This window comes from Aestuariibacter sp. A3R04, assembly GCF_018860805.1.
Taxonomy (GTDB): Bacteria; Pseudomonadota; Gammaproteobacteria; order Enterobacterales; family Alteromonadaceae; genus Alteromonas.
Map to the genome: position 1 here is coordinate 1,322,375 of NZ_JAHKQR010000011.1, position 14,250 is coordinate 1,336,624.

10 protein-coding genes are annotated in these 14,250 nt (G+C 46.9%); 2 read left to right on the forward strand and 8 right to left on the reverse strand.

Annotation, left to right across the window (positions count from 1 at the left end; all coding sequences use genetic code 11):
* Positions 1 to 152: 152 nt before the first annotated feature.
* Both KO518_RS15330 and KO518_RS15335 read left to right on the forward strand, forming a co-directional pair.
* Positions 153 to 1,706: a carbon-nitrogen hydrolase family protein gene (locus KO518_RS15330; protein ID WP_216026660.1), complete on the forward strand. Its 1,554-nt coding sequence runs from the start codon at positions 153 to 155 to the stop codon at positions 1,704 to 1,706.
* Between the two features lie 153 nt (positions 1,707 to 1,859).
* Positions 1,860 to 2,645: a hypothetical protein gene (locus tag KO518_RS15335; RefSeq protein ID WP_216026661.1), complete on the forward strand. Its 786-nt coding sequence runs from the start codon at positions 1,860 to 1,862 to the stop codon at positions 2,643 to 2,645.
* 63 nt (positions 2,646 to 2,708) lie between these two features.
* On the opposite strand, the gene rpsO is transcribed toward KO518_RS15335, so the two are convergent.
* The 8 genes from rpsO to KO518_RS15375 form a co-directional block, all read right to left on the reverse strand.
* Positions 2,709 to 2,978 carry a 30S ribosomal protein S15 gene (gene rpsO, locus KO518_RS15340; protein WP_216026662.1) on the reverse strand — a complete coding sequence of 90 codons (270 nt, stop codon included), beginning with the start codon at positions 2,976 to 2,978 and terminating at the stop codon, positions 2,709 to 2,711.
* A 97-nt stretch (positions 2,979 to 3,075) separates the two neighbouring features.
* Positions 3,076 to 4,062 carry a tRNA pseudouridine(55) synthase TruB gene (gene truB / locus KO518_RS15345; RefSeq protein WP_216026663.1) on the reverse strand — a complete coding sequence of 329 codons (987 nt, stop codon included), beginning with the start codon at positions 4,060 to 4,062 and terminating at the stop codon, positions 3,076 to 3,078.
* Positions 4,063 to 4,461: a 30S ribosome-binding factor RbfA gene (rbfA, locus tag KO518_RS15350; protein ID WP_216026664.1), complete on the reverse strand. Its 399-nt coding sequence runs from the start codon at positions 4,459 to 4,461 to the stop codon at positions 4,063 to 4,065.
* A gap of 83 nt (positions 4,462 to 4,544) precedes the next feature.
* Positions 4,545 to 7,163, reverse strand: a complete 2,619-nt coding sequence (infB, locus tag KO518_RS15355) for a translation initiation factor IF-2 (RefSeq protein WP_216026665.1) — start codon at positions 7,161 to 7,163, stop codon at positions 4,545 to 4,547.
* A 16-nt stretch (positions 7,164 to 7,179) separates the two neighbouring features.
* Positions 7,180 to 8,682 (reverse strand): transcription termination factor NusA, encoded by a 1,503-nt coding sequence (gene nusA / locus KO518_RS15360; RefSeq protein ID WP_216026666.1) that lies wholly within the window; start codon positions 8,680 to 8,682, stop codon positions 7,180 to 7,182.
* Positions 8,683 to 8,730: 48 nt separating this feature from the next.
* Complete coding sequence (gene rimP, locus KO518_RS15365) at positions 8,731 to 9,189, reverse strand: ribosome maturation factor RimP (RefSeq protein ID WP_216026667.1); 459 nt, start codon at positions 9,187 to 9,189, stop codon at positions 8,731 to 8,733.
* Positions 9,190 to 9,553: 364 nt separating this feature from the next.
* Positions 9,554 to 10,570, reverse strand: coding sequence for a two-component system response regulator (locus KO518_RS15370; protein ID WP_216026931.1), 1,017 nt, complete (start codon positions 10,568 to 10,570; stop codon positions 9,554 to 9,556).
* Positions 10,571 to 10,604: 34 nt separating this feature from the next.
* Complete coding sequence (locus tag KO518_RS15375) at positions 10,605 to 13,922, reverse strand: MHYT domain-containing protein (RefSeq protein WP_216026668.1); 3,318 nt, start codon at positions 13,920 to 13,922, stop codon at positions 10,605 to 10,607.
* Positions 13,923 to 14,250: the final 328 nt, after the last annotated feature.

A 14,250-nucleotide genomic window follows, 5' to 3' on the forward strand; every position in this document is an offset into this window, starting at 1 on the left:
AAAAGTGGCGAACTTATACGCCTGAACAACTGCGATGACAATCTTTTTTGTCACTTTTATCAAACTGTTTATAGCGCGTCTAGAAAGGATCTAAAGTTTCTGTCATTGTGTATATATGGCAGTAGAAAAACGATAAGCAGGAAATACAAAAAATGAGTCAGGACATTCACACTAATGAAGAAACCGAACACCATCTGGAGCTGAGAAATCTTACATTAGATGACTACACAGATGTGAAAGAGCTAATGGATAAGGTTTACGTGAATGTAGGCGGTGCCTGGCCTTATAAAAATTACAAAGCACAGGTAACTACGTTTCCCGATGGTCAAATTTGTATTGAAGACAAAGGTAAAGTCGTGGCTTTTGCCATTTCTGTCATTGTCGATTACGACCAGTTCGACGATAAACACACCTATGATGAAATTACCGGTGATGCATACCTCACTACGCACGATCCCAATGGCGATGTTCTCTATGGCGTTGAAGTGATTGTCTGCCCTGACTACCGCGGCCTGCGATTAGGAAGACGACTGTATGAAGCCCGCAAAGAACTATGCCGCAATTTGAATTTACAATCGATTATGGCAGGAGGGCGAATTCCCAATTATGGCAAACACGCGGCAACAATGACGCCGTATGAATACATCGAAGCAGTGAAATCAAAAGATATCTTTGACCCTATCCTCACCTTTCAGTTATCAAATGGCTTTGAAGTTAAACAAGTTTTACAGGCTTATTTGCCTGAGGACAAGGCATCTCGGGGCTATGCTACCCTGCTACAATGGCACAATATTTATTACGAACCCGGAAAACCCAGGTTGTTCGGAGGTAGAAAATCCAGTGCTCGAATCGGCTGTATACAATGGCAAATGCGATACTTTGAAAATGTGGAAAGTTTACTGCAACAAGTCGAATATTTTGTGGATGCGTTGTCAGACTACGGCTGTGATGTAGCTTTATTCCCTGAATTTTTTAATGCACCACTCATGGGGTTGAGCCCTTCGCAGGAGTCCATAGACGCAATATGGCATTTAGCGACTTACACGGATGAAATTCTCACCGCAATGTCTCACCTGGCCGTTAGTTATAATATTACCATTATCGCAGGCTCCATGCCTGTGGTAGAAGATGAGGAACTGTACAACGTCAGTTATCTCTGTCGTCGGGACGGGACGATAGAGAGCCAATACAAAATTCATCCCACGCCCCACGAGAAAAAAGACTGGATAATGAAAGGCGGAAATGCGCTTAACGTATTTGACACCGACTTTGGCAAAATTGGCATATTGATTTGCTACGATGTAGAGTTTCCAGAGCTGGCCAGGCTGCAGTCCGAACAGGAAATGCAAATTTTGTTTGTGCCTTTTTGGACGGATACAAAGAACGGCTATTTACGGGTCCGCCGTTGCGCGCAGGCCAGAGCCATCGAAAATGAATGCTACGTGGTTATTGCCGGCAGTGTAGGCAACCTGCCTAAAGTAGATAACGTTGATATTCAATACGGACAAACTGCCGTATTCTCACCTTCTGATTTTTCTTTCCCCCACGACGCCATTGTGTCAGAAACAACCCCCAATACAGAAATGACACTGATCGTCGATTTGGATTTAGACAAATTAACAAAACTTCAAAACGAAGGTTCTGTGAGAAATTACCTAGACAGACGACGAGATTTATACCGGGTAGAGTGGATTGGAGACGACTAAATCAGATAGACTATACACGCGTGTACCAAGCCTTGTTAATACTGGCCGGTTATTTGCTGCTTGTTATTTTTTGCCAGTAGTGGTATTGATTCTCATAAAGTATTCCTGTCTGCGGGCAGGTTGTAACCTGAAGTAGAGTGTTAAAGAGTAAGTATGTCCAACGATTCGAGAAATGACGATTTTCCCACCATCAGGCTGGATGACGAGGACCGTCGTGATTACCAGCAAAAAAAACGTCCTGCTGGCCATTCCGCAAAAGCAGACAACCAACCTACAGGGGCGGCAAGCTCGAATTCCGTAGCCGCTGGAAATAGCTCAAGTGGCACTATATGGGCTGTTTTGGCGCTACTTATTGCCTTGGGCGGATGTGGTGGCTGCTATTATTTATATTCTCAACTTCTGTTGCAACAGGCCGAGGCTGAGAAAGCAGAAAACCGCATTGCACAATTAGAGCGAAAACTGTCTGCTACTGGTGAAGAAATGGGTGAATCCACCGTTGCGTTACAAGTAAAAGTGGGCGAACTCACGGATAAAAGTAACGAACTCTGGGACCAGATGGATAAGCTTTGGGCATCGGCATGGAGACGGAACCAAAAAGAAATTACTGAATTGGGTGATAAACTGAATAGCACGCAAACCGAATTGAAAAAATCCGTTTCGGGTATGTCAGAAGACATAAAAGCCCAACAGTCAAAACTGGCCTCTCTGAATAACCAGTTAAGCGGGATCGCCGATGAGATCCTTGCCCTCAATGTACAAATCGAACAAGCTGCCGGTGATAAAAATGCCCAAGCGCAAACGGTGAAAAATCTCACGGATAAACTCAGCGTGCTAGAAAACAGAAGTGGCAGTCTAGCAAACCAAATTAGCAGCCTTCGGGACGATATGCGTGAACTGGCTACAAAAGTTGCCAGTCAACCTGATCCAACCGGCGTCTAATCACGCAAATTAACAGCCACAAAAAAAGCGCCTTTCGGCGCTTTTTTTGTTTGAAACCCCGTCTTAGCGACGCAGGCCCAAACGCTTGATCAAGTCAAGATAACGCTCTGCATTTTTACCTTTAAGGTAATCAAGCAGTTTACGACGCTGGCTAACCATGCGCAGCAGACCACGACGAGAGTGGTGATCTTTTTTATGACCAGAGAAGTGGGATTGCAGTTTGTTGATATTGTGTGTCAACAAAGCAACCTGAACTTCAGGTGAACCTGTATCACCTTCTTTAACGCCGTATTCAGAAACGATGTTTGCTATTTCGTCTTTCGTTAGTGACATATATATCTCCTAGTGGAATTAAATTTCGCCGATCACTAATTCAGCGAAATTATAAGAGCGCGTATTATAACGATAGCGCTAGTATTCGCAAGTAAATTCAGCCTTGCCCGACTTCATAAACCACACGCCGTCTCGGAGAAACAAAAACCGTGTTGCAATCGGTGTCAGGTTGATCCTTAGGTGCTACAACCCCCTCTCCAACACCGAGAAAAACCGGCTGAGACTGACTTTCACCGTATACACGATACATAGTATTTACCGTTATCGCATCCTTACTTTCACCTGTCACACTTTGCCCATGCTCAAAGCGATGCTGCTGCTGAGCGGAAAGCGTCACCGCTGGTAATGATAAGACAGCCGTATCCATGGGCAGCAATAGCTTATCAAGAGGCGCAAACACCCCTTCATCCAATGACGTTTGTATCGCGATTAGCTCAGCCAAACTTATCATGTTATCCGCCGGATAATCAGCCACTTGTGTTCGATGCAAACGAGTTACATAAGCACCGCAACCGAGTAACTGACCGATGTCGTCTACCAGTGAACGAATGTAAGTTCCCTTGCTACAACGAACGCGCATATCTACATTGGGGAAATCGATTCGCACTATTTCGAGTTCAAATATGGTGATATCCCGCGCTTCGCGTTCAATAGTAATACCTTGCCTTGCATAGTAGTAAAGGGGCTTTCCCTGATACTTCAACGCAGAAAACATGGACGGGATCTGTTTGCTGTTACCTAAAAAACCGGCACATACTTGCCTAACAGCCTGTTCCGTCACCTTTACCGGCTTAGTCTCAACCACTTCGCCATCCGCATCAGATGTAGAAGTACGAACGCCCAGATGCATGGTTACTTCATAGGTTTTTTCAGCATCCAGCAAAAACTGAGAAAATTTCGTCGCTTCGCCTAAACAAATAGGCAACATGCCACTGGCAAGAGGATCGAGTGCGCCGGTATGACCGGCTTTTGCCGCTTTAAACAGCCATCGTACTTTTTGCAGAATTTGATTAGAAGAGCCCCCGGTGGGTTTATCCAGTAATAAAATACCGTTAATTGCCCGGCCCTTGCGCTTTCTAGCCATTTAGTCTTGCTCTTCGTCCCGCTGTTTGTTTTTCTCTTCGTCTTTTGCAATGGTGTCAGCCACTAGATTAGCAATGCGAATACCCTCAGTTAACGACTCATCGCGGAAAAAGTGAAGATGGGGCACACTGCGCATTCTCAAACGCTTGGCCAGGAGAGAGCGGACAAAGCCCTTATTTTCCTCCAGTTGTTTAGTGTGTGCTTTTGCATCGGCCTCTTCGGCACCGTAAATCGTTACATAAATTTTGGCGTGGGCTAAATCCCTTGATACCTCTACATCCGAGACGGTAATCAACGGCATATCGCCAATGCGATGTTTATATTCATTTTGCAGAATACTGGCAACTTCTTTATGAACTTGTTGCCCTACTCTGTCTGTACGAGAAAATTCCCGTGCCATAACTCACTCCTCAAATCACAACGGATAAAACAGACAAAAACGGGGGCCGTAGCCCCCGCGCTTTTCGGAATCATCCCATTGGATTAAATTTGGCGTGCAACCTCAACAATTTCGAAAACTTCGATTTGGTCGCCCACTTTTACGTCGTTGTAGTTCTTAACACCGATACCACATTCCATACCATTGCGTACTTCTGCAACATCGTCTTTGAAGCGACGCAGAGATTCAAGCTCGCCTTCATAGATGACTACGTTCTCACGCAATACGCGAATAGGGTTGCTGCGCTTCACCACACCTTCTGTCACCATACAGCCTGCAATGGCACCGAGTTTTGGTGACTTAAACACATCACGCACTTGTGCCAAGCCAATGATTTCCTGACGGAATTCCGGCGCCAGCATACCGCTCATCGCCGCTTTCACTTCGTCGATCAAATCATAGATTACGCTGTAATAACGCAAATCGATTTCTTCGCTTTCGACAACTCGACGGGCAGTGGCGTCAGCACGAACGTTAAAACCAAGAATAATGGCACCTGATGCCGCAGCCAGTGTTGCGTCAGTTTCTGTAATTCCACCTACACCGCTACCGACAATATTCACTTTAACTTCGTTGTTAGACAGTTTGATCAAGGATTCTGAAATCGCTTCAACTGACCCTTGAACGTCGGCTTTAAGCACAATATTCAATTCACTTACATCGCCGGCTTCCATGTTAGCAAACATGTTTTCCAGCTTCGCTTTTTGCTGGCGAGCCAGCTTGAGTTCGCGTTTTTTCTGATGACGCTTAGCCGCAACTTCACGAGCTTTACGCTCATCCTGTACAACAACCGCATCTTCACCCGCTACAGGTACACCAGACAAACCCAGCACCTCTACGGGTGTAGACGGACCAGCTACTTTCAGTTCTTTACCATTTTCATCACGCATGGCACGCACACGGCCGTATTCTTCACCACACAGCAATATATCGCCGCTGCGGACTTCGCCTTCCTGAATAAGCACTGACGCGATGGGTCCCCGCCCTTTATCAAGACGGGATTCAATAACAATACCACGGCCTGGGCCTGTAGGTACTGCTTTGAAGTCAAGCAACTCTGCTTGCAAGCTGATGGCTTCAAGCAATTCATCAACACCCATACCGGTTTTTGCCGATACGTTCACAAACTGATGCTCACCACCCCATTCTTCTGAGATAACTTCAAGCTGAGACAGCTCAGTTTTCACACGGTCCGGGTCAGCGGTTTCTTTGTCCATCTTATTAACGGCAACAATAAGTGGCACATCAGCGGCTCGCGCGTGTTGAATGGCCTCTTTTGTTTGCGGCATCACGCCATCATCGGCGGCAACCACAATAACAACTATGTCCGTCGCCGTTGCACCGCGGGCACGCATTGCAGTAAACGCCGCGTGTCCAGGGGTATCCAGGAAGGTAATTTCACCGTTGTCAGTTTGTACTTTATAAGCACCGATATGCTGAGTAATGCCGCCAGCTTCGCCAGCAGCTACTTTGGCGCGACGAATGTAGTCCAGCAAAGACGTTTTACCATGGTCGACGTGCCCCATGATAGTGACCACTGGTGCACGAGTGATTTTCTCACCCTGACCGGTATCGGCCATCAATTCGTCTTCTAACGCGTTGTCGTTAACCAGCTCATACTTGTGGCCCATTTCTTCAACCACCAGCGTAGCTGTGTCTTGGTCCAGAACTTGATTAATCGTAGCCATTTCACCCATTTTCATCATGGTCTTAATGACTTCGTTTGATTTAATCGCCAGGCGATTAGCCAACTCGCCCACTGTAATTGTGGCACCCAGTTTCACTACGCGCTCAACAGGTTGAGCCGGTTTATTAAAGCCTTGCTTCAGGTGTTCACCCGCATTTTTCTTTGACTTTTTACGACGACGTGAAGAACGCTCAACTTGCATATCTTCTTCGTCTTCTGCTTCTTGCGCATACCGGTTTGAATGCATATGAACATCAGCGGCTTCTTCACGCTTGCGACGCTCTTCTTCTTCTTTCCAGCGACGTTCATTTTCTTCAGCCAGACGACGCGCTTCTTCAGCAGCACGTTTAGCTTCTTCTTCAAGCTTGCGCTTTGCTTCTTCTTCCTGCTGTTTGCGAATGCGCTCTTCTTCCTGGCGAGCTGCTTCCTGCTCAGCAAGTTCTTCAGCAGACAATTGCGGTTCATCAGCAGCCTGCACATCTTTGCGGGCTTTCTCTGCGGCCTCTTTACGCGCGCGCTCTTCTTCCGCTTTCTTCTTCGCTTCTGCTTCCATACGCGCTTTCTCTTGTGCCGCCTTGCGAGCTGCTTCTGCCGCCGCTTCTTCAGCCGCTTTCTGCTCTGCTTCCAGTCGCGCGCGCTCTTCGGCTAATCTTGCCTCTTCTTCAGCCTGACGCTGTTCGTCAACTTCACTGCGCTTAACGTAAGTGCGTTTTTTCCGCACTTCCACTTTCACAGATTTTGACTTACCCACACTCAAGGTGCTGGTCGTCTTGCGCTGTAATGTCATTCGCTTTGGTTCACCGGAACCCGCGCTACCGTGCTGTTTACTAAGGTGATCCAGCAACTGCTTTTTCTCATCTTCAGTTACAGCATCGGTCGCATTTTTAGTGATACCAGCATCTTTAAACTGGGTTACCAGGCGGTCAACGGTTGTTCCAATGTCATTGGCGAGCTTTTCAATCGATACTTCTGCCATCTCTGTTCTTTTCCCCTTATTGACCTTCTTCTTCACCAAACCAGACAATATTCCGTGCCGCCATGATAAGCTTTCCGGCGTCATCTTCAGTCAATCCTTCGATATCACTTATATCGTCTGTTCCCTGCTCAGCCAGCTCTTCAAGGTCAGTAATTCCACGGCTCGCAAGGACATAGGCAATGTGTTTATTCATACCATCGAGGTTCAGCAACGCTTCTGTAGGCTCTGCCCCTTCCAGGCTCTCTTCAGTAGCCAGTGCTCGGGTAGTCAGCGCTGCTCTTGCGCGATTGCGCAGTTCTTCGATAGTGTCTTCGTCCAGGCCTTCAATGGCCAGCAACTCACTGACTGGCACATACGCCACTTCTTCGAGCGTACTGAACCCTTCGTCAGCCAGGACAGCTGCAAAATCTTCATCAATATCGAGACCTTCAACAAACACCCGAAGTACTTTGGCAGTTTCTTCTTCGTGTTTCTTGTTGAGGTCTTCTACAGTCATTACATTCAGTTCCCAGCCGGTTAACTGGCTGGCAAGGCGAACATTCTGACCACTTCGTCCGATAGCTTGTGCAAGGTTATCCTGCTCTACAGCAACATCCATTGTATTGCTGTCTTCATCCACAACGATAGAGGCAACTTCCGCTGGAGCCATTGCGTTAATCACGAATTGCGCCGGATTTTCATCCCACAACACGATATCAACGCGCTCGCCACCAAGTTCACCAGACACGGCCTGAACTCGAGAGCCACGCATACCAACACACGCACCGACTGGATCAAGACGCTTGTCGTTAGTTTTAACTGCAATTTTGGCACGTGAGCCAGGATCCCGGGCTGCGGATTTAATTTCCAACGTTTCTTCCGCAATTTCAGGTACTTCCAAACGGAACAGCTCAACCAACATGTCAGGGTGGGTACGACTGATAAACAATTGTGCCCCACGGGCTTCAGGGCGAATTACATAGAGCAAACCGCGTACGCGGTCGCCTGGACGGAAGGTTTCCCGTGGCAGCATATCATCGCGATAAATCACACCTTCGGCATTGTTACCCAAATCGATAATGATATTATCACGGTTGACTTTTTTCACCGTTCCGGTAACCAGTTCACCGACTTTGTCTTCGTATTCCGCCACCATTTGCGCCCGTTCGGCTTCGCGCACTTTTTGCACAATAACCTGCTTGGCGGTTTGTGTGGTGATACGATCAAAAGCAATTGATTCAATTTGTTCTTCTACATAATCACCCAACTGTACATCAGGTTCGTCGACCTGAGCAGCGGAAAGGGTAATTTCAGCATAAGGGTTCTCTTGTTCCTGATCATCTGGAATCACTTGCCAGCGTCTGAACGTGTCGAAATCACCCGTCGTTCTGTCGATGCTAACACGTACTTCGATTTCGCCTTCGTTCTTCTTTTTCGTCGCACTGGCGATCGCAAATTCCAGTGCTTCAAAGATCTTTTCTCTAGGCACTTGTTTTTCATTTGAAACGGCTTCTGCCACTAACAAAATTTCTTTATTCATTTTCGCCTCACTGATGCTTTCATGAATCTGAAAGCGACTGCTGTTCCATTAGTCAAATGTGGGAACAATGTTTGCTTTTTCGATATTCGCCACAGCTAACTGGAACTGCTGGCCATCCACTTCAATGCTGATCATGCCATTTTCACACGCCAACAGCTTACCTTTAAAATTCCGTCTGTTGTCCATTGGAACGGTAAGTTTAGCCTGGATAATTTCTCCAAGCGCAGCCTCGTAGTGGCGCGCTTTGAACAAGGGACGATCCATGCCCGGAGAAGAAATCTCCAGGTTGTACTCTGTACTGATCGGGTCTTCAACATCCAGAATGGCACTCGCCTGGTAACTAACCTCAGCACAATCGTCCACAGAAATCCCATTCTCGTGATCTATAAAAACCCGTAAAATAGAATGTTTTCCTGCGCGAACGAACTCAACGCCTACCAGTTCATACCCTAGGGCTTCTACTCCCGGCTCAAGCATTTCGGTCAGTTTATCTTCAAGCTTTGCCAATCCTTACCTCCAAAAACGAAAAAAGGGCGATACGCCCAACGAGAATATTTCTTCCCCCAGATGGGGACGAAATACGTTATTACAACAAAAAGCCCCGGACCAGCGGGGCTTTTTGTTTGAATCTGAACCCGACTGCTGTTGCAGCTGTGAATACCGGGGCATCGACAACATCTTTAAGATGTTCACTATTCACGACACAGCGCTGCGTTAACTTCATAACAGAAATCAGCCCGCTAAATCACTGTATGGCGCGCATTATACTGACACAAATACAAGATAGCAACTGATGGGACGTTATTTATGCACTGATATACCGAACTATTGCCACCGTTCAATCGAAAAGCAAACGCGAAACCACCACGCCCTAGACTTCATCTTGCCATTTGGTCTTAATTTCAATAAACGCCTCTAAATTGGCTTCCAACAACGGAATTAAGTCCGGATCGAAGTGAATACCAGATTGCGAGCGCATGAAAGCCAGGGTTTTGTCCAGCGGCCAAGCGTCTTTGTAAGGCCTTTTACTGGTAAGGGCATCAAACACGTCAGCGACGGCAACAATGCGCCCTGCAATTGGAATGTCAGTGCCGGCCAGACCTTCCGGATAACCTGAACCATCCCATTTTTCGTGGTGAGTCAGCGATACCGTTCTGGCTAGCTTTAGCAGATCTGAATCGGCTTCCCCCAATATCTCAGCCCCTATCTGAGGGTGCTTTTTCATAATTTCAAACTCTTCCTCTGTGAGTTTACCCGGCTTTAGCATAATACTGTCGGGAATACCGATTTTGCCAATATCATGCATCGGCGCAGCGTGAAGTAACAAGACAGCCTGCTGTTCAGAAAAACCATAGGCTTTGGCTAACACGTAAGCCATGTGGCTCATGCGCAACACGTGCATTCCCGTTTCGTTATCTTTGTATTCTGCCGCCCGCCCCAGGCGCTGGATGATCTGCAGACGGGTGCGGCGCAGTTCATCAGCATTGACCAGCGAAAGATGATTTTTTACTCTCGCCTTTACCACGGCCGGTGAAATGGGTTTTGTGATGTAGTCCACACCACCGGCTTCAAACCCCTCGGCCTCGTCAGTCGGATCGTTTAGAGCAGTAACGAAAATAATGGGAATGGCGCTTAGCTGAGCGTTAGATTTTATGGTTTTACACACCTCAAAACCTGTCATTCCTGGCATCATTACATCGAGAAGCACTAAATCGGGCCGCTGTTTTTCTACCAGCCTAAGTGCCTCTTCGCCACTTTTTGCAAAATAAAGTGTATAATCTTGCGCCAGTAATTGCTTTAAGACCCTAAGATTTACCGGCTCGTCATCGACAAGCAATAATTTTGGTTTACCCAGACCACTTTCCACTTTATTTCCCCGTTCTATCATTTTTGCCCGCGTGTCGGTCTCTGAAAGCGCCTTTTTACGCACCATCAAATTCTTGAATCATTTTATTTAAGTGTGCGGTGGCGCGTTCAAACTCAAAATCATCCATGTCTTGTAATATGGCCTGAATTTTAGCGTCGTAATCACCAAAGTCACCGGCTTCGAAGGTCGCAATCAATGCTTCATCTATCTGATTTTCCTGAGCACAAACCCGCAATGCCTTTAAGGTAGCCAAGAGGCTGTCGCCGGAAACGCAAAATGTTACTTCGTCATTGCCTTGTGTTACTTCGCTGACGTCATTGATATGCTTTTCCACTGCGCATAATGCGGCCTTTAGCACCGGGATATCTTCAGCGGTAAGCGCTTCTGTTCGAGCCCTCCGCTCAAATTGTTCTGTTAGATTCATAAATTTATTGAGCCCCAAATTGCCACTTGTGCCTTTGAGCCCGTGAAGTTGTTTTTGTACCTGCTTGAAGTCTTCCATAACCAGGTAGTCAACAAGGTTGTTTATGGTCTTCTTTCCGCTGCTTACAAACTGCCTAATCTCCTTCAAAGCCGTCGTTTTGTCTCCCCACAATTGCACAGCGCGATTTAAGTCAATGCCCGTTTCAGAAGATACATATGATTCACTTACATCGGGTTGCGGCACATCAATACCCATCACACGGGCTATCTCAATCTGTAAAGTCGGATAGTCGATAGGTTTATTCGCAAACCCTTCCATTCCGGCTTCCTGTGCATCTTGCTTATCTTGCACAAGTACACTGGCGGTAAGCGCTACAATGGGTATGCGAGGCAGATCGTGTTCCTGTTCCCACTTTCGCCATGCCTTAGCAGCACTCAAGCCATCCATTACTGGCATCTGTAAGTCCATAAGCACGATGTCGAAGTCTCCGTGTTTCATTTTCTCGAGTGCCCGTTGCCCATTTTCGGCCACGTCGACAGTATGTCCGTCCCTAGAGAGCAACAGACTCACCAAATCAATATTCTGGCTAATGTCATCTACCGCAAGGATATGCAGTGGGGGCAAGGTAATGGCAGAACGCTGAATGTCCCGGGGTTTGGCGACACGAGGTTCTAGAGGCAGCTTAAACGTAAAATTCGTACCCCGCTCTGCTTCACTTAACGCAGAAATATTACCGCCCATCAATTCCACTAACTGTTTGCAGATGGTGGTGCCAAGTCCTGTCCCACCGTATTTGCGACTCATAGATGCATCCGCCTGTGCAAAGGCGTCGAACACTTTACTCAATTGATCTGGCGTCATCCCGATACCGCTGTCAGTCACTGAGAATACAACACAGCCATCGCCGTCGGGGTACACGTCCACTACAACTTCACCTTGTGCAGTAAACTTAACGGCATTGCTGATCAGATTACTCAGTACCTGGCGAATTCGTTCAGGCGCGCCGTGATACACCTTCGACAATGACGAAGAAACGTTAACGGTCAGTGTCAGCCCTTTGCGTTTCGCTTCTATCCAGAATGTAGAAATAACCGTGTCAATTTCTTCGGTAATAGAAAAGTCGCGAAGCTCCAAGTCCAGCTTTCCCTTATCCAGCTTGGCACTGTCTAGAATGTCGTTGAGCAAGTGAAGCAACGAACGTGCGGAACGATTAATAGTAGTAAGGTGTTTGTGTTGTCCATCGGTAAGCGTATCGTCCAGCAAAATATCGCTAAATCCGATTATCGCGTTCATCGGCGTACGTATTTCGTGACTCATGTTGGCCAGGAAGCTCGCTCTAGCAGCAGCTGCTTGCTCTGCTGCTGTTTTGGCTTCCAGCAGCTCTTCTTCCATGGCCTTTCGGGAAGTGATATCCATGATAAAACCATCAATAAATGAGCGCTGACCGTCTTCATGTGCAACTACACTGCCGTATTCCCGCACCCATTTTATTGCGCCGTTCGCTGTACGTATCCGGTATTCAGCATAATATTCCTGTTCGTTTTTCCGGGCCTTGATTAGCCCGCTACGATCGTCTTTTAACACTAAGTCCATGAAAGACAAAGACGCATTATCGCCAACGAAAACTGAAGGCGCATAACCACTAATATCGGAGATCCCTTCGCTGAGGAACTCAAAAGGCCAGCCGGGCTCATTTGCGCTTCTGTAGGCTATGCCGGGAATATTGTGGAAAAAAGAAGACAAACGCGCTTCATTCTCCAGAATGGTTTGCTCCATTTCCTTTCGCTCACGGTTGTCGCCGATAATCACCACAAAGAGGTTTTCTGCCCCTAATTTAGTGTGGCCAACGCTCACCCGGACAGGGATCAGTTCCCCACTGTTTGAGACGGCGTCAACATCGCGGCTCACCCCAATAATTTCTTCGTTGCCCGGGTTCATTTGCTTAGAGAAAAACAGTTCGTTGTACTTGTACTGTTTGTCTTTAGGGATCATCAAATGAATGGGCTTTCCCCTTAAATCTTCCGGTCGCCAACCAAGTATGCGTGTCACTGCTCTGTTCATTCTCACAACATACCCGTGCTCATTCACGGTGAGAATACCGTCTACGGCGGTATCCATAACGGCAAGTTGAGTTTGTTGACTCATTTCTGCTTTTTGAGAAATATCCATGTAGCGAAATAGCAGACTAATTCCGGATACAACTCCAATCATCAATAACGTAAAAAAACTTACATAACCCGCCAGAATATAGGAGATGTCGGAGGTTTGCGGCGACGTTTCCAGGCCTGGTGGTGCAACAAACCTGGCCGCAAACATCCCCGTATAATGCATACCAGCAATCGCGAACCCCATGATTGTTCCAGCCAAAACGGTTGATCCTCGGACACGCCTTTTTATTGCGGCCTGACTCAATCCGTATTTAATCCATAGCGATAGCATAGCCAAAAATACGGCCACAACGATGGAGAAGAGAAACATGGGCAGGTTGTAGCGCAACAGCGGTGCCATTTGCATTGCAGCCATGCCGGAATAGTGCATCGCGCCTATACCCGACCCAACCAGTAAGCCACTAATGGCAATTTTCCGGAACGATACCTCACCTTTGATTAGGCTTTGTAATGCAACATAGGCCGCAAAGAAGGCAGGTAAAAGCGAAAGGAAAGTAGCTTTTGCGTCATAAGTCACTATGGTACATAACTCAAACGCCAACATGCCAATAAAATGCATTGCCCAAATTCCACCACCGAGAGCCAAGCTTCCCAGCACAACCATGATTTGTCTGCGCTGATTATTGTGCGAGTTCGCCGCTTGACCTGCGACAGTGAACGCCATATAGGAAGCCGCCACAGCAATAAACATCGATAGCAGAACCATGGGGGTCGAAAAGTTGCCTGTTAAGAGCAAGGAGGTGTCTGGAATGACAAAGAAAGACAAAAGCCATTCGAGCATAGTTGCGGATCCGGGCATTGTAATAAGTCTATGTGCAGCGTACCACCTATAGACATATGCACAATCGAACTAGTTATACCAAAGTATAAATTAATAGAGTTTACTTCAGGATGCGCTGGCTTTTTACTTAGAGTGGCAAACAGAGGTCGATTAATCCGCGTTTAAAACTGTGAAAAAAGTTTGATTGCCCAGGTCAGACTGAAAGCGAAAACCCAATATCCGTGGTTCGTGAATAAAAATCACTGAAAATTGTTTCTTAGAAGGTTTACGCTGTTTACCAAAAAAAATGAGATTTAAGAGGTAAACAATGGTTGCGGGAGCTGGATTT